This is a genomic window from Lacticaseibacillus brantae DSM 23927, assembly GCF_001436115.1.
GTDB lineage: Bacteria > Bacillota > Bacilli > Lactobacillales > Lactobacillaceae > Lacticaseibacillus > Lacticaseibacillus brantae.
The window spans coordinates 67,534-89,667 of record NZ_AYZQ01000001.1 but is presented as its reverse complement, the minus strand read 5'-3'; the positions used below and the strand labels follow the sequence as shown (position 1 = coordinate 89,667).

18 protein-coding genes and 2 tRNA genes are annotated in these 22,134 nt (G+C 46.4%); 1 reads left to right on the top strand and 19 read right to left on the bottom strand.

Annotated elements, in window-relative coordinates:
* Positions 1-18: 18 nt before the first annotated feature.
* The 8 genes from secG to clpP form a co-directional block, all read right to left on the bottom strand.
* The gene (secG, locus tag FC34_RS00435) at positions 19-255 is read right to left on the bottom strand and encodes a preprotein translocase subunit SecG (RefSeq protein WP_057893412.1); all 237 of its coding nucleotides are present in this window, start codon (positions 253-255) and stop codon (positions 19-21) included.
* Positions 256-330: 75 nt separating this feature from the next.
* Positions 331-1,875 carry a ClC family H(+)/Cl(-) exchange transporter gene (locus FC34_RS00430; RefSeq protein WP_420805028.1) on the bottom strand — a complete coding sequence of 515 codons (1,545 nt, stop codon included), beginning with the start codon at positions 1,873-1,875 and terminating at the stop codon, positions 331-333.
* A gap of 89 nt (positions 1,876-1,964) precedes the next feature.
* Positions 1,965-3,275: a phosphopyruvate hydratase gene (gene eno, locus FC34_RS00425; protein WP_057893410.1), complete on the bottom strand. Its 1,311-nt coding sequence runs from the start codon at positions 3,273-3,275 to the stop codon at positions 1,965-1,967.
* A gap of 56 nt (positions 3,276-3,331) precedes the next feature.
* Positions 3,332-4,084 (bottom strand): triose-phosphate isomerase, encoded by a 753-nt coding sequence (gene tpiA / locus FC34_RS00420; protein ID WP_057893409.1) that lies wholly within the window; start codon positions 4,082-4,084, stop codon positions 3,332-3,334.
* A gap of 76 nt (positions 4,085-4,160) precedes the next feature.
* On the bottom strand, positions 4,161-5,351 hold the full coding sequence (locus FC34_RS00415) for a phosphoglycerate kinase (RefSeq protein WP_057893408.1): 1,191 nt from the start codon (positions 5,349-5,351) through the stop codon (positions 4,161-4,163).
* 109 nt (positions 5,352-5,460) lie between these two features.
* Entirely contained in the window at positions 5,461-6,483 is a 1,023-nt protein-coding gene (gene gap, locus FC34_RS00410; RefSeq protein ID WP_057893407.1) for a type I glyceraldehyde-3-phosphate dehydrogenase, read from the bottom strand.
* 37 nt (positions 6,484-6,520) lie between these two features.
* On the bottom strand, positions 6,521-7,558 hold the full coding sequence (locus tag FC34_RS00405) for a sugar-binding transcriptional regulator (RefSeq protein ID WP_057893406.1): 1,038 nt from the start codon (positions 7,556-7,558) through the stop codon (positions 6,521-6,523).
* 360 nt (positions 7,559-7,918) lie between these two features.
* Complete coding sequence (gene clpP / locus FC34_RS00400; RefSeq protein ID WP_057893405.1) at positions 7,919-8,503, bottom strand: ATP-dependent Clp endopeptidase proteolytic subunit ClpP; 585 nt, start codon at positions 8,501-8,503, stop codon at positions 7,919-7,921.
* A 491-nt stretch (positions 8,504-8,994) separates the two neighbouring features.
* On the opposite strand from clpP, the gene FC34_RS00395 reads away from it, so the two are divergent.
* A complete protein-coding gene (locus FC34_RS00395) occupies positions 8,995-9,789 on the top strand; it encodes a hypothetical protein (RefSeq protein ID WP_057893404.1) in 795 nt (264 codons plus the stop codon).
* Between the two features lie 234 nt (positions 9,790-10,023).
* On the opposite strand, the gene FC34_RS00390 is transcribed toward FC34_RS00395, so the two are convergent.
* The 11 genes from FC34_RS00390 to FC34_RS00340 form a co-directional block, all read right to left on the bottom strand.
* Positions 10,024-10,095, bottom strand: a tRNA-Arg gene (locus tag FC34_RS00390).
* A gap of 98 nt (positions 10,096-10,193) precedes the next feature.
* Positions 10,194-10,281 (bottom strand) — tRNA-Ser (locus FC34_RS00385).
* Positions 10,282-10,353: 72 nt separating this feature from the next.
* Positions 10,354-10,812, bottom strand: a complete 459-nt coding sequence (locus tag FC34_RS00380; RefSeq protein ID WP_057893403.1) for a MarR family winged helix-turn-helix transcriptional regulator — start codon at positions 10,810-10,812, stop codon at positions 10,354-10,356.
* 93 nt (positions 10,813-10,905) lie between these two features.
* A complete protein-coding gene (gene whiA, locus FC34_RS00375; RefSeq protein WP_057893402.1) occupies positions 10,906-11,853 on the bottom strand; it encodes a DNA-binding protein WhiA in 948 nt (315 codons plus the stop codon).
* A complete protein-coding gene (locus FC34_RS00370) occupies positions 11,853-12,890 on the bottom strand; it encodes a gluconeogenesis factor YvcK family protein (RefSeq protein WP_057893401.1) in 1,038 nt (345 codons plus the stop codon). The genes whiA and FC34_RS00370 overlap by 1 nt, the downstream gene beginning before the upstream one ends.
* On the bottom strand, positions 12,887-13,771 hold the full coding sequence (gene rapZ / locus FC34_RS00365; RefSeq protein WP_057893400.1) for an RNase adapter RapZ: 885 nt from the start codon (positions 13,769-13,771) through the stop codon (positions 12,887-12,889). Before rapZ ends, FC34_RS00370 begins: the two co-directional genes overlap by 4 nt.
* Before the next feature lie 99 nt (positions 13,772-13,870).
* Positions 13,871-14,410, bottom strand: coding sequence for an HdeD family acid-resistance protein (locus FC34_RS00360; protein WP_057893399.1), 540 nt, complete (start codon positions 14,408-14,410; stop codon positions 13,871-13,873).
* Positions 14,411-14,535: 125 nt separating this feature from the next.
* Positions 14,536-17,388, bottom strand: a complete 2,853-nt coding sequence (gene uvrA / locus FC34_RS00355) for an excinuclease ABC subunit UvrA (protein ID WP_057893398.1) — start codon at positions 17,386-17,388, stop codon at positions 14,536-14,538.
* A 12-nt stretch (positions 17,389-17,400) separates the two neighbouring features.
* Entirely contained in the window at positions 17,401-19,410 is a 2,010-nt protein-coding gene (gene uvrB / locus FC34_RS00350; RefSeq protein WP_057893397.1) for an excinuclease ABC subunit UvrB, read from the bottom strand.
* A gap of 169 nt (positions 19,411-19,579) precedes the next feature.
* Positions 19,580-20,227 (bottom strand): YfbR-like 5'-deoxynucleotidase, encoded by a 648-nt coding sequence (locus tag FC34_RS00345; RefSeq protein WP_057893396.1) that lies wholly within the window; start codon positions 20,225-20,227, stop codon positions 19,580-19,582.
* 127 nt (positions 20,228-20,354) lie between these two features.
* Positions 20,355-22,082 (bottom strand): phospho-sugar mutase, encoded by a 1,728-nt coding sequence (locus FC34_RS00340; protein ID WP_057893395.1) that lies wholly within the window; start codon positions 22,080-22,082, stop codon positions 20,355-20,357.
* Between the last annotated feature and the right edge of the window lie 52 nt (positions 22,083-22,134).

Sequence of the window (22,134 nt, the reverse complement as noted above, 5' to 3'; positions counted from 1 at the left end):
TATCACAGGAGACCTTCGTTAATGCGCAAACAGATATGCTAAGACCAGTGCAAAAGCAAAGAAAAGTATGGCGAGAACCACGGTTACTTTTTCCATGAAAGCTTCAAAGCCCCGAGACTTCTGCTTCCCGAATAAATCGGTTGCCCCACCGGACAAAGCGCTCAGTGCATCTTGTTGTTTACTTGGTTGCATTAAAGTAGCGATAACGATCAGAATTGAATCGATCACTAATAAAGTGGTGAATAAACTTTGCAAGTTATTCCCTCCTTCTTAAAAATCTCACTAGTAGTAGATTATCACAAACCAAGCTTGCTGACCAGTCAAACTCACTTAAACCCGGGGACCATCTTGTCCGTCCTCAGCAGGACGATTCACCAGCTGGCGTAATTGGCGCACCTGATTCGGTCGCGTTTGAAAACGCAAGAGATCACCAGCCTGAATCTTAGTTTGCCCATTGGGGACCAGCATCTGCTCGCCACGCTGAATCCTAATCAGCAAGGTTTGCGCCGGCCAAGAAACCGCTCCAACAAGCGACTCGGCCAGTTTTGTGCCGGCAAACACGGTTAAATCGACTTGTTGCATGGGGCCATCATCGGGTGCCGCCGGCAACAGCCGTTTTAAAAGCGACTCATAAATTGGCGCCCCCCGCAGCACATCCACTATTGCGTACGCCACTAAACTAAGCACCGCCATCGGCATCAGATGTCTGAGACTTCCCACCATTTCCGTGACCAACAAAATGGCCGTGAATGGGGCTTTCCCGATTGCAGCAAAGTATGCCGCCATTGAGAAAATAATTAAATTGATCACGTAAGTTTGTGGCAACCAGTGCCAGGCGACCATGATCTGACCATACAATGCACCGATAATCGCACCAAGTGAAAGAATGGGCAAAAAGATGCCCCCAGGTAAACCCGACCCGTAGGCCACCATTGAGAATACAAATCTGATTATTAACATGCCAGCTAAAACGGCAATTGATGGGATGGCGGCATTAAAACTAACAATAATGGCGTTACCCCCGCCCAGCAGTGCGGGCCGCCAAAAGCCCAATGGAATCATCAATAAAAATGGGACGATTCCCCAGAATCGCTGTGGTAAGTGCAACTGTTGATACGCTTTTGGCATGGCGAGCAGCACGCTTTGGTACAGCCGACCCATTAACCCCAGGATTACGCCTAAAACCAATAAGTGCCAATACAAATTCAACGGTAGACTATGCGCATAGATGAGATGTAAGACCGGTGTCTGACCAAAAATATACGCTGAAACAAAGTTCGCCGTCAGAGCGCTCGTCAAGCCACTGAGCCAAATAACCGGTGAGAAATTATGGTACACCTCTTCCAAGACAAATAAAGTCCCGGCAATAGGCGCATTAAAGGCTGCCGATAATCCCGCGGCAGCGCCGGAAGCAATCATAATTCGCCGCCGGCGCGCCGGCGCGTGGCCAATTTCGGCAAAGCCTTGCCCCACCGCAGCGCCTAACTGAATTGATGGGCCTTCACGACCTAGAAATAAGCCTGGGGCAATGGCGAGAATCCCGCCGACGAATTTGCGCCAAAGCACGGACCACCATGAATAGTCTAATTCACCTTGCAACTGGCCTTCAACTTGTGGAATCCCGGAGCCCGAAATTCCAGGTTCTCGGGTCAGTAACCGGCTGAGCAGCCACACAGTCAGCGCACTCACCATCACGACAAGGCCTAGCCGAGGCCAGGAAAAATGCTGATAACCAGCGCGCACGAAGGTTAAGCCAGTGGCGATGGCCCAGCGGAAGCCACTAACGACTCCCCCAGCTATAATGCCAACAATGGCCCCCTGGAGAATAATTTCTAATTGTGTTGTTTTCAGACGTCGCATCGTTTTCTCCCCCAACTATCAACATTAAGCTTACACCCAATTAGCTTTGCTAGACACAAAAAAACCGCCTGGCCAAAAGCCAAGCGGTTTAAGTGAGCAAAAAATTACTTGCTCAATGGGTTCTTAACGTTGTAGAAGGACTTGAGACCTTTGTATTGAGAAACAGAACCCAATTGGTCTTCGATCCGCATTAATTGGTTGTACTTAGCAATACGATCAGTCCGGCTCATTGAACCAGTCTTGATTTGGCCAGCGTTGGTTGCAACAACCAAGTCAGCAATCGTCGTATCTTCAGTTTCACCAGAACGGTGAGAAACAACAGCTGAGTAACCAGCTTCCTTAGCCATTTCGATAGCATCGAATGTTTCAGTCAAGGTACCGATTTGGTTCAACTTGATCAAGATTGAGTTAGCAACGTGCATATCGATACCCTTTTGGAGGTATTCTGTGTTTGTCACGAACAAGTCGTCACCAACTAATTGAACACGGTCGCCAAGCTTAGCAGTGATTTCTTGCCAGCCTTCCCAGTCGTTTTCATCGATAGGATCTTCGATAGAAACGATAGGATACTTGTCAACGAAACCAGCGATTAAGTCGATGAATTCGGAAGTTGTGTATGAAGTATCTGGATCAGACCACTTCAAAGTGTATTCCTTCTTTTCAGCATCGTAGAATTCTGAAGAGGCAACGTCGAAGGCCAAAGCAATGTCAGTCCCTGGCTTGTAGCCGGCACGAGTGATTGCTTCAACTAAGAATTCGAATGCTTCTTCGTTATCCTTCAAGTTAGGTGCGAAACCACCTTCATCACCAACAGCGGTGATGTCGCCCTTTTCCTTCAATAAGGATTGGAGAGCATGGAAGGTTTCTGAACCCATCCGGATTGCTTCGCGGACAGACTTTGCACCAACAGGCATAATCATGAATTCTTGGAAGTCGATAGTGTTCGTTGAGTGCGCACCACCATTGATAACGTTCATCATTGGTGTTGGCAATACGAAGCTGTTAGGGCCGCCAAGGTATTCGTACAATGGTAAGCCGATTTCGTCAGCAGCAGCACGGGCAGCAGCTAATGAAACACCTAAGATTGCGTTAGCGCCTAACTTACCCTTGTTAGGGGTGCCATCTAATTCGATCATAGTTTGGTCGATAAGACGTTGTTCAGTCACATCTAAGCCGATAACAGCTTTAGCAATAGCATCGTTGACGTTAGCAACAGCCTTTAAAACACCCTTGCCTTCGAAACGAGACTTGTCGCCGTCACGTAATTCAACAGCTTCGTGTTCACCAGTAGATGCACCTGATGGAACAAGTGCGCGACCAAAGCCGCCATCTTCGGTGTAAAGTTCAACTTCAACAGTAGGATTGCCACGTGAGTCTAAGACTTCGCGTGCTAAAACATCAGTAATGATAGACATTTAAGTAATCTCCTTCATTTTTTGCCAGCTGGCAGTTTTTAAAATTTGATACCAAATTAGTTTTGGAAGTTCACTAATGCTAAGAAGTCTTCTGGATCTAATGAAGCACCGCCGACAAGACCGCCGTCGATATCCTTCTTAGCCATAAGTTCCTTGACATTAGCAGGCTTAACAGAACCGCCGTATTGGATACGAACCTTTTCGGCTGTACCTTCATTATACAACTTCTTAACAGTTTCACGGATGTGGCCACAAACTTCTTGTGCTTGATCAGCAGAAGCAGTCTTACCAGTACCGATAGCCCAGATTGGTTCGTAGGCAATGACTAAGTTACCCACTTCTTCGTCGGTTAAACCCTTCAAAGCAGCTTCAACTTGACCTGCAACCCAGCTATTTGTATCGCCGGCTTCGCGTTGTTCAAGTGTTTCGCCACAGCAGATAATTGGCGTCATCCGGTTTTTGATGATGGCATGAGCTTTCTTGTTCACGTCTTCGTCAGTTTCGTGGAAGTATTCACGCCGTTCTGAGTGACCGATTACAACATAATCGATACCCATTTCGGAAAGCACCTTAGGACTGGTTTCACCAGTGAAGGCACCTTCGTCTTCCCAGTAGCTGTTTTGAGCAGCTGTCTTTAAAGGTTCATCCTTTGAGAACCAAGTTAAAGCGTTCAAATCAACTGCGGGTGCAGCGATAACGGCTTCAACACCAGATTCTGGTAATTTGCCTTTAATTGCTTCAAGAAAAGCTTGTGTTTGTTCTGGATTCTTATTCATCTTCCAGTTCCCAGCAATAATTGGGGTCCGCATGAACATAACTTCCTTTCGTATGTAGTGGTGGTTGCCCACCACATTCAGTGTACACGATTAAACTTCGTGCTGTAAATTACTTATCAGAAATTGCTGCGATACCCGGTAAAGTCTTACCTTCAAGGTATTCAAGACTTGCACCACCACCAGTAGAGATGTGGGTAATCTTGTCAGCAATGCCTAATTGAACAGCAGCAGCAGTTGAATCGCCACCACCAATGATTGTTGTTGCGTCCTTCAAGTCGCCGAGTGCCTTACCAACTTCAAGGGTACCTTCGGCGTAGTTAGACATTTCGAACACACCCATAGGGCCATTCCAAACAACAGTCTTGGCATCCTTTAAGATGTCTTTGAATTCAGCAATTGTCTTAGGACCGATATCTAATGCCATGTAGCCATCAGGAATATCGCCATCAACGATCTTGTGAGGTGCATCGTTGTTGAATTCTGTTGCAACAACAGAGTCAACAGGCAGAACCAGCTTGTCGCCGGCTTCAGCCATGATTTGCTTAGCAAGGTCAATCTTGTCAGTTTCAACTAATGAGTTACCAATGCTCATACCCTTAGCAGCGTAGAATGTGTAAGTCATCCCACCACCGATTAAGATGTGATCAGCCTTTGGTACCAAGTTTGAGATAACCCCAATCTTGTCAGAAACCTTCGCGCCACCTAAGATAGCGACGAATGGGTGCTTAGGATCGTCAACCGCGTCACCTAAGAACTTGATTTCCTTTTCCATTAAGAAGCCAGCAGCAGTTTGTGGCATGTTAGAAGCAATCCCAACGTTTGAAGCATGGGCACGGTGAGCTGTACCAAATGCATCATTAACGAAGAGGTCGCCTAAGCTTGCCCAATACTTGCCAAGTTCAGGATCGTTGCCTGATTCCTTCTTGCCGTCAAGATCTTCGAAACGAGTGTTTTCCATAACCAAAACATCGCCATCTTTCATATCGTTAATGGCAGTTTCTAATTCGGTCCCACGAGTTTCTGGAATGAATGTGACAGGCTTCTTCAATAATTCAGAAAGACGTTCTGCAACTGGACGCAAGCTCAGCTTTTCTTCATCTTCCTTGGTCTTGATCCGGCCCAAGTGAGAAAGCAAGATTGCCTTACCACCGTGATCGATCACATATTGAATGGTTGGTAATGCAGCCACGATCCGGTTGTCATTACCGATAACGCCGTCCTTGATTGGCACATTGAAGTCAACCCGGATTAAAACTTTTTTATCCTTAACGTCTAAGTCAGAAACAATTAATTTAGCCATTGAATAAAACCCTCCTAAATTTGAAATTTTTTCATGAAAAAAAGCGAAGGGAGTTAACCTCCCTCCGCTCCTTATGTGTTGCGCTTATATCAAGTTGTTAATCTCTAGATTAGAGAGTAGCGAACTTCAATAAAGTACGAACCATTTGGCAAGTAAAGCCGTATTCGTTATCGTACCAAGCAACAGTCTTAACTAATTGGTAGTCACCTGCTGTAGTAACTTCGGTTTGGGTTGGGTCGTAGATTGAACCGTATGTTGAACCGATGATATCGGATGATACGATTTCGTCTTCGTTCCAGCCAAAGCTTTCGTTGTCAACGGTGTGCTTCTTGATTGCATCGTTAACTTGGTCAGCAGTAACGTTCTTAGTCTTCAAGATTGAAACTAATTCTGTTAATGAACCGTCAACAACAGCAACACGTTGTGCGTGACCTTGTAACTTGCCTTGCAATTCTGGGATAACTAAACCGATAGCCTTAGCAGCACCAGTAGTATGAGGAATTGTGTTAGCAGCAGCTGAACGAGCGGCACGTAAGTTACCACCACGAACAGGGCCATCAAGGAGCATTTGTGTAGAAGTGTAAGCATGAACAGTTGTCATTGTACCAACTTCGATACCAAATTCTTGGTTAAGGAAGTAAGCCATAGGTGCCAAGCAGTTCGTTGTGCAAGAACCAGCAGAAACGATCTTGTCGTCTGAGTTCAATGTGTCATCGTTAACGTTGTAAACGATGGTCTTCATTGGGCCAGCAGGAGCAGAGATCAATACGCGTTCTGCACCAGCGTCAAGGTGAGCTTGTGCTTTTTCAGCTGAGGTGTAGAAACCAGTACATTCAAGAACATATTGAACGCCGTCGTTCTTAACCCAAGGAATGTTTTGTGCTTGAGGTTCAGCGTAAACACGGTATTCTTTACCGTTAACGACAATACCGTTATCGGTTGCGCTAACTTCACCAGGGAAGACACCATGAGTTGAATCATACTTCAAAAGGTGAGCTAACATGGTTGGGCTGGTTAAATCGTTGATAGCAACAACTTCGATATCGTTGGACTTTTCACCCAATTCGAAGATACGACGGAAAGCTAAACGACCGATACGGCCAAAACCATTAATACCAATCTTAACAGTCATGCTAAAATTTCCTCCTTTAGGAAATAAGAGTTTTATTCTAACGGGTTTCCCCTGTTAAAATCATTTGGGCAGCACCGACATCCGTGATCAACCACGTCTGTTTCGGTGCGTTGTGCATGTATGCGACGATTGCTTGGGCTTTACTCTTGCCGCCGGCAACCGCAAACACATACGGAATTTGATCAAGATCCGGAATCTGTAAACCGATTCTTGGGATCTTATAAATGATACGACCATCTTTGTCGAAGAACGTGCCAAAAGTTTCTGCAACTGCATGGTGTTCAGACAACATTTGAATCGTATCTGACGACATCTGACGGCGATGTGCCATCACCAATGCGTCCCCTACACTATGAATCACAACCTGCGAATTGTCAATAAGCGAAAGCACTTCCTTGACCGCTGGTTCGTTCAAAAGTGGCTGGTAAGTTTTGGCACTGACGTTTTCAGGAACATACAGGACCCGGTACTTACTACCAGTGGCATCGGCCATACTTTCCGCAACTGAATTAGCTTGAATATCAACCGCTTCACCAACCCCACCCCGAGCAGGGACAAAAGTTAGTTCTCGACCGGCAGAAAGCTTGTAGCTCAGTTGTGTGGCCACGCGGGCCATGGTTGTGCCGCCCATGACAGCAATCGTGAAGTTGCCAGAAGGCAAAATCAGCTGCAGGGTTTGGTCCAAACACTTGCCTAATTCATCAAGAATGCGACTACTTTGATCCGCATCTCCCGAAACAATTAAGCAATGATCGATGCCAAGAATCTCGGCCAAACGTTTCTCATCTTCTTGAACGCCCAATAATTCATTCATGAGCTGATCCAATCCGTGAAAAACGTCAATCCCCTTGGCTGTAAGAACCATGCCCGACTTGGAACTTTCGAGTAAGCCTTGATGACGAAGGAAATCCGTATCGGTCCGTAAGACGCGTTCAGAAATCTTCATCTGCTCAGCTAAGGTTCGGCGGCCAACTGGCGCCATCCAACTCACATACTGAAGGATCTGATACCGTTTGGTAATAACACCTAGCAAATCAGGTGCAATCGTTTCAATCCAGGCAAAATCAGAATGCATAAGCTTTTCCCTCATGTGGGTCGTTGAATGGCCAGCCGTGACATTTGGTGACCCATGTCAGTTAAAAAAATTAGGAATCCCAAGTACTGTACCTGTTCTCCCTTACCAACAAGCTCATTATATCAACCTTGTCACCCTGGTGCAAGTTTAGTCATCAAGTTACAAACCTCACCAAAGTGAAACAAGCGTGAAACGAAAGAAATGGGACTTTCAGTCAGATACCGTCATAATCATTCGGAAATTTTCATATTTCATTGAACGAAGCCTATGACAGTTTATCCAAGTTCGGGCCATTCCTCATCTATTTCTAATTATATGTATAAAAAAAGCCCGTTTCCGGGCCCTTTAGTTTAGATCGTCTTACTTAGCTTTGTTGACCATCACTTCATCGATCAAGCCATATTCCTTCGCTTCATCAGCGGTCAAATAGTGGTCCCGATCAGTATCTTTCTTAATGGTTTCAACACTCTTACCTGTTGCGTCAGATAAGATTTGATTCAGCTTTTGACGAGCCTTCAAAATCTGTTCAGCCGCAATTTCAATTTCAGTCTGTTGACCTTGCGCGCCACCTAAAGGTTGGTGAATCAAAACTTCAGAGTTTGGCAATGCAAAGCGCTTGCCCTTGGTCCCGCCTGCTAACAGAACGGAAGCCATGGACGCTGCCATCCCAATGGCAATAGTTTGGACGTCAGACTTGATAAAGTTCATTGTATCCAAGATTGCCAAGCCACTGGTGATAACCCCACCTGGTGAGTTGATGTACAAGTAGATATCCTTCTCGGAATCCTGTGCATCAAGGAAAAGCAATTGAGCAATGATTGAGTTAGCGACTTGGTCGTTAATTTCACCGGATAACATGATGATCCGGTCCTTCAATAAGCGAGAGTAAATATCGTAGGCACGTTCGCCACGACTCGTTTGTTCAACAACTGTAGGAACTAACATTTGACGCCTCCTGTTGTATACGTAATTAAATTAGCACTCTTTAAAGTACAGTGCTAAGTATAAAACGAAAGTCAGCAAAGGTCAAACTATTTTGCCCTAAAAAATGTAAAAAAATCGTGCCAACCGAAAAAGGTTAACACGACTTTCATTAGCTGCGCAGCCCGGGAGTGCTGAGTAAAAATATTTGATGAAACAATATCTGCAAAATTTAATCCAGCTCGTTCCTTCTTAAAGGTCTTCTTGGTTCGAATTTCCTTTATCTTCGCCAAAGTCTCACTTGACCCTAAATGTCAAACTCATCGTGAAGCACTTTTCTCCATCGCACGCGCAGCGAAAAATCGCCCCGTTTAAAAGAACGCTTACGAAAAATCAACGAATGTATATTATTATTCGTGGTCGAGAAGTCCAAATAAATAACAATTGGAAGAGAAAAATTCCTCGATATAATGTATATTATGGGTGTACTAAATAAATCTTTGTTGGAGGAAGATATGAATTGGAAAGAATTTCAGGAACAATCCCGATTGACTGAAAAAGAATATCGCAACGTCAGTAACAAACTGGCCCACGTTGGTAGTTTTGCTTACTGGCCGAAACCAGAAAGTAACAGCACACCGCTTGGAAGATACAAATCTGCGGCAGAGGATCTGATCGTCGATTCTGAGCACTTTTCTGCGCACTTAGAGCCCTGTCTTAACAAATCAGTAATTTTACTCGGGTTAAACTTTGGCGTTCCTGCGGCCATCAAGGCAAAAATTAATGCCGTTCACCATGATTCCGCCAAAATCTTAGAGATATGGCAATCCATGAATTACATGTCTAACCAGTACGGGAAGAAATATGGTCAAAAATCTTTAAACCATAGGAATTTACAGATGCGGCACGACTACATTCATGGAGCGTACATGACCGACTTCTTCAAGTACCCGCTTGATGACACAAAATTTGTCGCAACGGGGCTCCCTACTTCCACTGCCGCTGAGCTTTTTAAGGAATACAAAGGCGCAAGTCGCAGAGAACTAGTGAGTCATAACGCGGACGGCTTGGTCCATGAGTTGGTGGACATTCTTGAAGTTCCTCGACATTTTGTCATCGTCTCAATGCACACCAGTTTAAAGCCAAAGTACATTCAAAAGGCAATCAAGGAAAGATTTGCCCATGCTGGTCATCAGGTTGAAATAATCGATAGTATGCCACACTACCAAGCTCGAAAAACTAAAGAAGAGTTCAAAGAAGCATACAAATCTGTGAACACCCAGATTGCTGCCTATGTATCAGCATGGTAACTTAAAAAATTCACCTGTTAATTTGGGCTTTATCTTGAGTGGGAAGTTTTGGTAAAAAGCGGCTATCTTAAAACTAGTAGGCCCGCATCCAGGCATCCCCGTAAACTTATTGTCCATCGCAAAAGGATGTTGAGCTTTTAATTTTCAATGCGAACTGAAACACAAAAAAGCCACACCATTTTTCTGGTGTGGCTTTTTTGTAAAGCCAACTATCAAGTGGCTCTGTAATAAAAGTGCGCAGCCCGGGAGTCGAACCCGGATTTCGAGAACCGGAATCTCACGTGCGATCCATTACACTAACCGCGCAAAGTACTTGATTATAATACGGGAAACACCCGGCAATTGCAAGCAGATTTTTGCAAAAGCCATCTGAAAATAAAAAGAACCGCCGAAACGGTTCATTAAGGAGGGCAAGGGATTCGAACCCTTGAATGGCTCATCACCATTGCTGGTTTTCAAGACCAGTGCATTCGACCGCTCTGCCAGCCCTCCGTACAACAAAATATTATACCTGCTTGAGACAATTTCGCCAAGCCTTTTTACCTGAAATTGTCCAAGTGGGTCCTATTTCATCGCGGTTAATTGTTCATCGTCAATCTTACTGAGCTGTGAGTCAACCTCAGCCACATTGCCACGAATCATAGCATAGACTTCAGGCGCCATGTCCAAAAGCTCCATGCAGCTTCCAACATGAGCAAAGATTTCGTCGCGCAATCCTAAAGCCTTGTCAGTCAAACTAACGTCGACCCGCCGTTCATCTTCCGTCGAGCGCGAGCGCACGATCCAGTCGTCCTTTTCAAGCCGCTTCAACAATGGTGTCAAAGTCCCGCTATCAAGGTCTAACGTTTGACCTAAGGCCTTCACAGACATCGTGCCATGTTCATACAGCGACAATAAACTAATGTATTGTGGATACGTCAATTGATATGGCGCTAACGCTTTAGCATAGAAATGATTAAATTGCTTTTGTGCCTTATACAGCGCAAAACACAGTTGATCATCTAACCTAAGTGGTTCAACCATTTTAACTCGCCTCCTTTAATATCTAAATTGTACACGATTAATTTGCATTGACAAGTTTTGATTCCCTTTTCTCATAAAAGCAATCACCCTTGCTTATGCTTCTTGAGGACTTTGATAGCGCTCAGCCAATTCATTTAGCTTGCGCAACCGGTGATTAATCCCCGACTTCGAGATCACCCCACTTGGGACCATGTCACCCAGTTCCTTCAGAGAGACATCAGGATGCTCAATCCGAAGAATTGCGATTTCCCGCAGTTTGTCCGGTAAATTGTCCAAACCCACATGTTCTTTTAAATAATTAATATTCTCAATTTGGCGTTGGGCGGCGTCAATCGTTTTATTCAAATTGGCCGTTTCGCAATTCACCAACCGATTCACGGAGTTCCGCATGTCGCGAACAATACGAACGTCTTCAAACTTGAGCATGGCATTGGTTGCACCGACAATTTGCAAGAAGTCCGCGATTTTCTCAGCTTCCTTCAAATAGACAATATAGCCTGACCGCCGTTCAACAGTTCGTGCGTTCAAGTTGAAATGATTCATCATGTCTAAGATGTTCTGGTTGTGATCGGCATACAGTGAATAAATCTCCAAATGATACCGGGATGTCTCGGGATTGTTCACCGATCCCCCCGCCAAGAAGGCGCCACGGAGATAGGAACGCATCCGTTGGGGCTCGTTTAATGTTGATTCAGCCACCTTCGTTTGAATGGCGAACGTCTCGCGATCGATAATCGCTAAATCTTCGAGGACATCGTTCACTCCAGTGCTCAACCGGACCACGTACTGATTATTCTTTTTGAGTTTCATTTTCTTTCGAACAATCAAATTGGCTTCCAAATGGTAAACCTGGCGAATCAAGGCATAAATTCGGCGGGCAATCGCCGGGTTCTCTGTCTGGACATTCAACACGAATTGATGAGCCTGAATCGCTAATGAACCATTCATCCGAATCAAGGCAGATAATTCTGCCTTAGCATGTTCCGGATGGACTTCGAGTTGTGTCAGTTCTTTCTTCACTTGACTGGCAAAACTTGCCATTAATATCGCCTCTTCTTCATTGTGCCCACTTGAAAGGCCAGATTTAAAATTTCAGTTGCGACCTTGTCGCCATCATGAAAGACGCCATGATTGCGCAACTGTAGAAAGTCGGCCGAGATGACCCGGCAGCCGAGATCGCGCAAACCTTGGTAATCGTGTTCCACAGGGACCAGATATTCATCGTACTTCTGATGATCAAGGTAATCACTCGGCACGGGGGCGATGTTCACCAGCACCGTATCAACAAAGTCTTCACCTAAGTGTCGATTCAAAACACGGACATGATCAGCGTCAGTAAAGTGTTCTGTTTCGCCTTTTTGCGTCATGATATTGACGATATAAATAATTTCCGCCTTAGTCGCCTTCACGGCATCCCCAAGGTTAGAAATCATCAGGTTAGGCAAAATACTCGTGAACAAGCTACCTGGGCCAAGCACCACGACATCCGCATTCATAATCGCATCAATCACCTGGTTAACAGCCTGAGGTGGTTCTTTGGCGTTCAAATCCGATTCTGTCACAAAGACGCGTTGAATATGTTTACCCGCGCCAGTAATCTCGGCCTCCCCAGACAAAGTTGTCCCATCAGTGAATTCAGCGTTCAGTGTCAGTGGGGTATTGCTGGCCGGATAGACATGACCATCCACTTTCAACATTTGACTGAGTTGCTGAACCGCGTCAAAGATACCGCCCTTCATTTCAGATAAGGCCGCGATAATCAAATTCCCAATCGCATGGCCCGCAAAAAAGGCGTCCTTAGAATTGAACCGATATTGAAAAATATCCAAATACAGACTTGGCAAGTCAGACAAGGCAGCTAAAACGTTCCGAATATCTCCAGGCGGCACAACGTTGATATAATCCCGAATGATCCCTGATGAACCGCCATCGTCGGCCACAGTCACGATCGCTGTCACATCCGCGTTTTGTTCGTGGAGACTTTTGACAATCACGGGTAATCCTGTCCCGCCGCCAATCACAACGACTTTAGGTCGCCGCCCCTTGATGACGCGAATAATTCGATTATCTGCACTCATGACCGATTCACCGTCGCTTTCCGTTTATTAATATCCCGATGTGTAATGTCGACCGCATATTCTGTCCCAAAGGCCTTACCAATCCGTTCTGCAAAGGCGACACTGCGGTGTTGACCGCCGGTGCAGCCAATCGCAATCGTGACACTGGTCTTGCCTTCTTTTTGGTAGGCCGGCATGATAGAGGCCAGCATCTTATAAAACTGATTATAGAACTGCTCAGCGGCAGGTTGATCCATCACATACTCATACACAGCTTGATCCAAGCCGGTCTCATTTCGAAATTCAGGGATGTAGTACGGATTCGGTAAGAATCGCACATCCATGACAATATCAGCATCAATCGGCAAGCCGTATTTGAACCCAAACGACATCACCTCAATATGAAAAGTTGGGTGGCTGCTCGACTTAAACGCGACGAAAAGCTTCTCGCGTAATTGCCGCGGCGACAAATCAGTCGTGTCGACAATCATCTGGGCCCGATTGCGCAATTCAGTCAATAGCTCGCGTTCTTTCTTGATGCCATCCATGAGGCGGCCGTCCATGGCCAGTGGGTGGGAACGGCGGGTCTCTTTATACCGTGAGACGAGTTCGGCATCAGTTGCATCAAGAAAGACAATTTTAGTGGTCACGAAGACCGTATTCTCGATGTTGGCAAGCATATCGATAATCTCGTCATAAAACGCGTGGCTTCGCAAATCAATCACGAGCGCGATTTTGGTCACTTTACCTGATTCTTTGACCAACTCCCAAAACTTTGGCAATAGTGCGGGTGGCATATTGTCCACACAGAAATAGCCTAAATCTTCAAAGCTTTGCATCGCGACGGTTTTGCCGGCCCCCGACATACCCGTAATCACAACCAGATCTAATGTCTCCGTCATGCAACTGCCTCCTTTTTTATCTTGTGCTCAGTATAACATTCCGGGCGTGTCATTGCGAATTTGAGCAAAAAAAACAGCCCGCAGGCTGCTTTGCTGCAATTATGCGCCCCGACGCCCGAAAGCGACAACTAGCGCGGTAATTCCAAAGACGATGAAGGCCATCGCCAATAACGTCACCAGGCCAACGGCTGACACAACCGGGTTCATGAGAAGAAGAATCCCGACAATCAAACCTAGGACTTGGAAGATCAGGTCAAAGATAAACCAACCAGTCCCAGCGGACCGTAAATGGCTGGCACTGATAATCCCAACGACACTATCCATAATGAACCAAAAGGCAAACAGATAAGTGATGGTCAATGCGCCAGCTGGAATATTGAAGAGGAATAAAAGCCCCAAAATAATATCAAGAACCCCAGATACAAGCGTAATTCCGGCGCGACCACCAATAACGTCGCGCAGCTTGCTGTAAGCGGCTAATGTCGTCACCCCACGAACAATAGCCACAACGGCAAAAATAAATGTCAATGTGACTAAGGTTGCACCCGGATTCCGCAGCATTACGACCGCGGCCACTAAGAAAGCAATCCCTGTTAAGAATTCAGTCCAATCAAAACCAAAACGTCTCTGTTGAAACATATGCTCACCCCTTTATGGCTTTAATCATACCGATAAGTCCAACAATGAGCAATGATTGTCCTCTTTTAACAGCATCGGCATTAAAAAAGCGCAAATCAGCAACGTGATTTGCGCTTTAACCGCGACTAGTGCTTGGCCTCAAGGGTCCGCCTTGTGTCGCGTTCCAGGATTGGCTTCAAGTATTGGCCCGTATAACTATTCTTCACTTCAGCAATCGCTTCTGGTGTGCCAGTGGCCAGGATTTGACCCCCGCCATCGCCGCCTTCTGGTCCAAGATCAATCAGCCAGTCAGCAGTCTTAATCACATCCAAGTTATGTTCAATCACTAAGACAGTATTACCTTCATCAACCAAGCGCTGCAAGACACCCAGCAGCCGCTTGATGTCATCGGTGTGCAACCCGGTCGTCGGTTCGTCCAGAATGTAGAAGTTTTTACCCGTGGAAAGCTTTTGCAATTCACTGGCCAACTTCATCCGTTGGGCTTCCCCACCAGAAAGGGTCGTCGCACTTTGACCCATGGTGACATAGCCCAAGCCAACATCAATGATGGTCTGCAACTTACGCGCAATCTTTGGAATTGGGGCAAAGAAGTCAACCGCTTCATCAATCGTCATATCAAGGACTTCCGCAATATTCTTCCCTTTATAGGTCACTTCAAGCGTTTCAGAATTGTAGCGCCGACCATGACACACTTCACAGGGCACATAGACGTCAGGCAAGAAATTCATTTCAATCTTGATAATCCCGTCGCCCTTACAATTCTCACAGCGGCCGCCTTTAACATTGAAACTAAAGCGTCCCTTCTTATAGCCACGCAACTTAGCTTCATTGGTTTGCGCAAAGAGGTCCCGAATGTTGTCAAAGACACTCGTATAGGTCGCCGGATTACTCCGCGGGGTCCGACCAATTGGACTTTGGTCAATGTCGACTAACTTTTCAATATTCTTATAGCCAAGAATCTTCTTGTAAGCCCCTGGCTTTTCGGAGTTGCGGTACAACTTCTGCGCCAAGGCGCGCTTGAGCACAGAATTCACCAAAGTGGACTTCCCAGAACCTGAGACGCCAGTCACAGCGATGAATTCACCAAGTGGGAAATCAACGTTGACGTCCTTCAAGTTATGTTCTGTTGCCCCTTCAACGCGAATCGCTTTACCGTTGCCCTTGCGCCGGGTTTCAGGAACTGGAATGAACTTTTTACCGGCTAAGTATTGACCGGTCAAGGATTTCTTAACGCGTTTGACTTGCGCGGGTGTCCCGGCAGCCATCACTTCGCCGCCATATTCACCCGCACCAGGTCCGATGTCGACTAAGTAATCCGCGGCCAGCATCGTATCCTCATCATGTTCAACCACAACCAAGGTATTCCCGAGGTCGCGCATTTTCTTTAAGGAATCAATCAAACGGGCGTTATCTCGCTGGTGTAAACCAATCGATGGTTCATCTAGAATATACAACACACCCGATAAGTTTGACCCAATTTGAGTAGCCAACCGAATCCGTTGGGCTTCCCCACCTGACAAGGTCCCAGCACTCCGACTCAAAGTCAGATAATCCAGACCAACATTCATCAGGAAGGTCAGCCGATCAACAACTTCTTTCACAATCGGCTGAGCAATCATGGCTTGGGCTTCAGAAAGATCGACACCTTCAAAGAATGGCAGGGCATCTTTGATTGGCAAATCGCTGGCATCCGCAATATCACTGCCACCAATCTTCACTGCCAATGCTTGCCGGTTCAACCGCTTGCCATGGCAGACTGGACAAGTTAACGCAGTCATATAAGTCCGCATCTGGCCGCGAGTGAAATCAGAATTAGTTTCAGCGTAACGCCGGGAAATGTTTGGCAGGACGCCTTCAAAAGGCACATCGACATCCCGCACCCCGCCAAAATCATTTTCATAGTAAAAATGGAAGTCCTTACCGGCGCTGCCATTAAGTACGAGGTCCTTTTGCCGATCGGTCAGCTTCTTGAACGGCTTGTCCATGGGAATCTTGAATTGCTTGGCAAACTGCTCCAGCATGGCTGGGTAGTATTGCGAGCTAATTGGATTCCAAGGGGCAATGGCGCCTTCTTCTAAGGTCATGTCTTGGTCAGGGACAACCAGGTCAACATCAACCGTCAGTTTCTGACCTAAGCCATCACATTCTGGGCACGCACCAAAGGGCGCATTAAAAGAGAACAACCGTGGTTCCATCTCGCCAACTGTGAAGCCACAGATTGGGCAGGCATAGTGTTCAGAGAAGATTAATGGCTCGCCACCAATGACATCAACGTTAGCGTAGCCTTCAGACAAACGCAGTGCTGCTTCAAAAGAATCAAACAACCGACTACGCACTTCGTCTTTGACTACAATCCGGTCAATGACAATGTCGATGTCGTGTTTCTTATTCTTGTCGAGTTCGTAGTCCTTGTTGGCGTCCATCACTTCGCCATCGACCCGCATCCGGACATAGCCCTCACGCAAAATCTTTTCAAAAACTTTCTTGTGAGCACCCTTCTTCTGGCGCACTACGGGCGAAAGAATCTGAATCCGCGTTTTATCAGGCAAATCCATTACCCGGTCAACCATCTGTTCAACTGATTGACTGGAAATCACTGTGCCATCATTGGGACAAATGGGTGTCCCCACCCGCGCCCAGAGCAACCGCAGATAATCATTGATTTCAGTGACTGTCCCCACGGTTGACCGAGGATTCTTTGAAGTCGTCTTCTGGTCAATCGAAATAGCCGGTGACAACCCATCAATTGAGTCGACGTCTGGCTTGTCCATCTGGCCTAAGAATTGGCGCGCATATGCCGACAGACTCTCAACATAGCGGCGTTGGCCTTCAGCATACAGCGTATCAAAGGCCAAGCTTGACTTGCCGGACCCTGACAGCCCAGTCATGACCACCAGTTTGTTCTTAGGAAGGGTCACATCAACGTTCTTTAAGTTGTGGGCGCGCGCCCCGTGAATCACAATTTTGTCATTTGCCATACATCCGACTCCTTACATATCTGCTTGTAGTTCTAAGATCGTATCCCGTAGGCTGGCCGCTTGTTCAAAGTCCAGCTTCTTTGCGGCAGTTTGCATTTGTTCTTGCAAGTTCTTGACCAAGGCCTGCTTATCGGCTTTGGTCATATCTTCAAAGTCAACTTCGGCAAATGTCTTGTTACTGTCATCATCTGTATCAACTTTTTCCAGACTACTGATTGCGTCACGGATTGGTTTGATAATGGTCGTTGGTGTAATGTTGTGCGCTTCGTTATAAGCTTCTTGAATACCACGGCGACGCTTCGTTTCATTGATGGCAGCATTCATCGAATCCGTCATTTTATCGGCGTACATAATGACGCGTCCATGCGAATTCCGTGACGCCCGACCAATGGTTTGAATCAAAGACCGTTCAGCCCGCAGGAATCCTTCCTTATCGGCATCTAGAATCGCAATCAGTGACACTTCTGGCACGTCAATCCCTTCACGCAGAAGGTTAATCCCAATCAGGACGTCAAACTTACCAAGTCGCAAATCACGAATAATTTGCGTCCGTTCCAGCGTCTTAATATCACTGTGCAGGTACTTAACCCGAATCCCCATTTCTTTAAGGTAATCCGTTAAATCTTCAGCCATCTTCTTGGTCAATGTTGTGACGAAGACGCGTTCGTTCTTCTCTACGCGATCATTAATCTCAGACACCAAATCGTCAATTTGGCCCATAATCGGCCGAACTTCAATTTGTGGGTCTAACAAACCAGTAGGCCGAATAATCTGTTCCGCAAAGTCTTCCTTTGGCACCCGGTCTTCTTCATAAGGGCCGGGAGTCGCACTGACATAGAGGATCTGATTGACGTGTTCTTCAAATTCGTTGATTTTTAGCGGGCGGTTGTCCAAAGCGCTTGGTAACCGGAACCCATAATCAATCAGCATTTGCTTGCGCGCCCGGTCACCGTTATACATCCCCCGAATCTGGGGCATGGTCACGTGACTTTCGTCGACCATAATCATGAAGTCCTTCGGGAAGAAATCGAGCAGCGTGTATGGCGGTTCGCCAGGCAGGCGGCCATCCATATGGCGGGAATAATTTTCAATGCCGCTGGTAAAGCCCATTTCGCGTAACATCTCAATATCGTAATTCGTCCGCTGCTCCAACCGTTGGGCTTCAAGCAACTTATTCTGGCCGCGCAACACGGCCAAACGGTCCGTCAATTCAGCTGAAATGCTGGTAATCGCGTGTTCCATTTGGTCATCGTTGGTCATGAAGTGAGTCGCTGGGAAAATAGCGACGTGTTCGCGCTCGCCCAACACTTCACCCGTCAAAGCATCGACTTCAGTAATTCGATCGATTTCGTCACCAAAGAATTCCACCCGAATCGCATGATCATCACGACTAGCAGGAAAAATTTCAACCACATCACCACGGACACGAAAACGGCCCCGTTGAAAATCAATATCATTGCGATCAAATTGAATGTCCACTAATTTACGCAACAATGTGTTGCGATCAATTTCCATCCCTTGCCGCAGTGACAACACGTGGTCACGATACTCGTGAGGATCCCCTAACCCGAAGATGGAGGACACTGAAGCCACGACAATGACGTCATTGCGTTCTAGCAAGGCACTAGTGGCACTATGGCGAAGTTTATCGATTTCGTCATTAATGGCGGAGTCTTTTTCAATATAAGTGTCTGAACTAGGGACATAAGCTTCTGGTTGATAATAATCATAGTAAGACACGAAGTATTCAACCGCATTATTGGGGAAGAATTCCTTGAATTCGCCATACAGCTGGCCTGCCAATGTCTTGTTATGTGACAAAATTAATGTCGGCTTGTTCACCTGGGCAATCACGTTACTCATCGTGAACGTTTTGCCGGTCCCGGTGGCGCCAAGGAGGACTTGTTCCTTCTTGCCCGATTCAAACCCTTTGACCAATTTGTCTATTGCAGTCGGCTGGTCCCCGGCCGGTTGATATGGGGATACCAGGTCAAACTTCTGGTCATTCATACGTTCGATCATCCAAAAACCTCCCTATCAGGCAAATAAAAGGGCCTGTGACAAAACATGATGTTTTGTTCACAGGCCACTGCAGTGCACAATGGCGATGACGCGTCGATTATGCAACTGCTGTAATGCTTTGCGCCTGTTTTATTCGTACGACAATTATAGCATACCGAACATACTTTCGCTACTCTTTAGCGTCCGCAGCCGCCAAGGTGTCACGAGTCAATTGTGCAAGTAAATCACGGTCGCCGAACTGTTCTTCCAGCATATCTGGCAAGACATTTTTGAGGAAATACTGGACGCTTGGCCGTGATTTGAAATCAAGAATCGTACTCAAAGACTCAGTATAAATATCGAGAAAAACCTGTTCAGGATTGCCCTTCTCGATTTCGCCAAAAGATTCGTAAAGCAAGTCAACTTTATCTGAAATGGATAGGATCTGACCTTCCAAGCTTTCATCTTTACCCTCAGAGAGACGGCGCCGATAACGATCTTGAAATGGGGCAGGAATTTCATTTTGAATGAAGTTTTCCGTCATGGATGCTTCAACATCTGCAAGCATTTCCCGAAGCGTTGGTGTGGCGTATTTAACTGGTGTTTTGATATCACCAATAAACCGTTCGGTGTAATCATGATTCAAGGCCTTCTCGTATAACATTTGCCAGTTGACGGGATTCCCCGCCTCTTCTTCAATATCACCCAACATCTGAGCAATTTCTGCGACCTTAAAGGAATGCGCCGCCACACTGTGTTCGGCATACTTGAAGAATCCAGGCGCCCGCCGTAAGCTTTCCAAATTGTTTAAGCCTTGAATAAATTGGTGCATTCCCATGTGTGTCTCTCCTTTTTGGTTAAAATTTCTCCAATGTTAGCACAGTTTGCCACCTGCCTCAATAGCCATCCCGTCAAAAAAGCGGCAGAGAGCGTAACTTTAGAGTTACGGCCCTGCCGCTTTTGCATTACTCTGCTTGCCGGAAGGCCGTCAAAGCTTGCTCAAAATCATTCAATTTATGATTAGCCGTTTGTGCGTCTGGTGCACTTGTGCCCACGTAGAATTTCACCTTTGGTTCGGTGCCTGATGGGCGAATGGCAATCCATGAACCATCACTCAGAATATATTTCAACACATCGCTGACAGGCATATCAATCTTAGCGATTTCGCCATTATCATCAGTCGCTTGTTGGAGCTTATAATCTTCAACTCGACTGACAGCAACCCCAGAAAAGGCCGCTGGCTGATGATCGCGGAACTTCGTCATCAAGTCAGCCATCTCTTTAGGACCACTAACCCCCTCGAAATCAACCGAAACGGTCTTCTCAGCGAAATAGCCGTACTGCTTGTACAACGCCTGAATCCCGTCCCAAAGTGTCATGTTCTGGGCCTGGTAATACGCAGCTACTTCAGCGAGCAACACGGTTGACTGAATAGCATCTTTATCACGGACAAATGGCTTAATCAAATAACCGTAGCTTTCTTCAAAACCAAAGAGGAATTCATGTTCACCAGTAGCCTCGTAATGTTTAATCTGGTCACCAATAAACTTAAAGCCCGTTTCAACGTTGATCATATCGACCCCATAGTCATTGGCGATAGCCGTTGCCAATTCAGTTGAGACGATCGACTTGACGACTGCCCCATTCTTCGGTAACGTTCCCGCCTGCTTGCGCGCTTCCAGGATATAGTGCAGCAGCAATGAAGCAATTTGGTTACCCGTCAACAACTGATAGCCATCGCCAACTCGAACAGCCGTCCCGAGTCGATCCGCATCAGGGTCTGTTGCAATCAACACGTCAGCCTGTTCTTGTTCCCCCAGTACTTTGGCCATATCAAAGGTTTGTGGAAATTCAGGGTTAGGGAATGGTGTGGTAGCAAATTCTGGATCGGCAATACTCTGCTTGGCCACCAATTTGAAGTTTTCAAATCCGGCATTCCGCAACACCATTTGCGCGGGAATTCTGCCCGTCCCATGCAACGGCGTATACACCAATTTCATCGTCTTGCCGACCGACTGAACGAGGTCATGATTAATTGTCACTGTCGCTACCGCGGCGTAATAAGCTTCATCAATATCTTCACCAATCAAATTCAGCAAGTTATTGCTACGCATCGTTTCAACGTCGACAGTCTTGATATCGAAAATATCAGTGACTTCACGCACATATTTAGTGATCAAATCAGATTCCTCAGGTGGCATCTGCCCACCATCCGGACCATAAATTTTGTATCCATTATATTGTTTCGGATTGTGGCTGGCAGTAATCATGATCCCGGCATAGGTTTTGAGGTAGCGCACGGCAAATGAGAGTTCAGGCGTTGGCCGTAAACTATCAAAGACAAAACTAGGAATGTTGTGTGCAGCCAAAACACCAGCTGCTGTATAGGCAAATTCTTGACTCATATACCGCGAATCATAGCTGATGGCCACCCCTTGTTGCTTTTGAGTGGCTGGCAAGCTGTCCATGAATCGGGCTAACCCCTCCGTCGCTTGTTGGACGGTATAGACATTCATCCGGTTAATCCCCGCACCAATCACGCCGCGCATCCCAGCCGTGCCAAAGGACATCGGCACGCTGAAGGCTTCTTCTTGGCTGGCTAAGTCGTCTTTCATTGCTGCGAGGCTCTTCTGCACACTCACATCAAGATTTGGTTGTTGGACCCATTTTTCGTATTCGCTTTGAAAACTCATCGTCGACTCCTCTTTCCTGTCTCGTTACTGACATTATACCGAATAATGCCAC

What these genes read in the sequence shown, in the direction of transcription:
- eno (WP_057893410.1), bottom strand. Translation starts at nt 3,275, where the DNA reads ATGTCTATCATTACTGATGTTTTAGCACGCGAAGTCTTAGACTCACGT.
- tpiA (WP_057893409.1), bottom strand. Translation starts at nt 4,084, where the DNA reads ATGCGGACCCCAATTATTGCTGGGAACTGGAAGATGAATAAGAATCCA.
- FC34_RS00415 (WP_057893408.1), bottom strand. Translation starts at nt 5,351, where the DNA reads ATGGCTAAATTAATTGTTTCTGACTTAGACGTTAAGGATAAAAAAGTT.
- gap (WP_057893407.1), bottom strand. Translation starts at nt 6,483, where the DNA reads ATGACTGTTAAGATTGGTATTAATGGTTTTGGCCGTATCGGTCGTTTA.
- FC34_RS00405 (WP_057893406.1), bottom strand. Translation starts at nt 7,558, where the DNA reads ATGCATTCTGATTTTGCCTGGATTGAAACGATTGCACCTGATTTGCTA.
- clpP (WP_057893405.1), bottom strand. Translation starts at nt 8,503, where the DNA reads ATGTTAGTTCCTACAGTTGTTGAACAAACGAGTCGTGGCGAACGTGCC.
- FC34_RS00395 (WP_057893404.1), top strand. Translation starts at nt 8,995, where the DNA reads ATGAATTGGAAAGAATTTCAGGAACAATCCCGATTGACTGAAAAAGAA.
- FC34_RS00380 (WP_057893403.1), bottom strand. Translation starts at nt 10,812, where the DNA reads ATGGTTGAACCACTTAGGTTAGATGATCAACTGTGTTTTGCGCTGTAT.
- whiA (WP_057893402.1), bottom strand. Translation starts at nt 11,853, where the DNA reads ATGGCAAGTTTTGCCAGTCAAGTGAAGAAAGAACTGACACAACTCGAA.
- FC34_RS00370 (WP_057893401.1), bottom strand. Translation starts at nt 12,890, where the DNA reads ATGAGTGCAGATAATCGAATTATTCGCGTCATCAAGGGGCGGCGACCT.
- rapZ (WP_057893400.1), bottom strand. Translation starts at nt 13,771, where the DNA reads ATGACGGAGACATTAGATCTGGTTGTGATTACGGGTATGTCGGGGGCC.
- FC34_RS00360 (WP_057893399.1), bottom strand. Translation starts at nt 14,410, where the DNA reads ATGTTTCAACAGAGACGTTTTGGTTTTGATTGGACTGAATTCTTAACA.
- uvrA (WP_057893398.1), bottom strand. Translation starts at nt 17,388, where the DNA reads ATGGCAAATGACAAAATTGTGATTCACGGGGCGCGCGCCCACAACTTA.
- uvrB (WP_057893397.1), bottom strand. Translation starts at nt 19,410, where the DNA reads ATGATCGAACGTATGAATGACCAGAAGTTTGACCTGGTATCCCCATAT.
- FC34_RS00345 (WP_057893396.1), bottom strand. Translation starts at nt 20,227, where the DNA reads ATGGGAATGCACCAATTTATTCAAGGCTTAAACAATTTGGAAAGCTTA.
- FC34_RS00340 (WP_057893395.1), bottom strand. Translation starts at nt 22,082, where the DNA reads ATGAGTTTTCAAAGCGAATACGAAAAATGGGTCCAACAACCAAATCTT.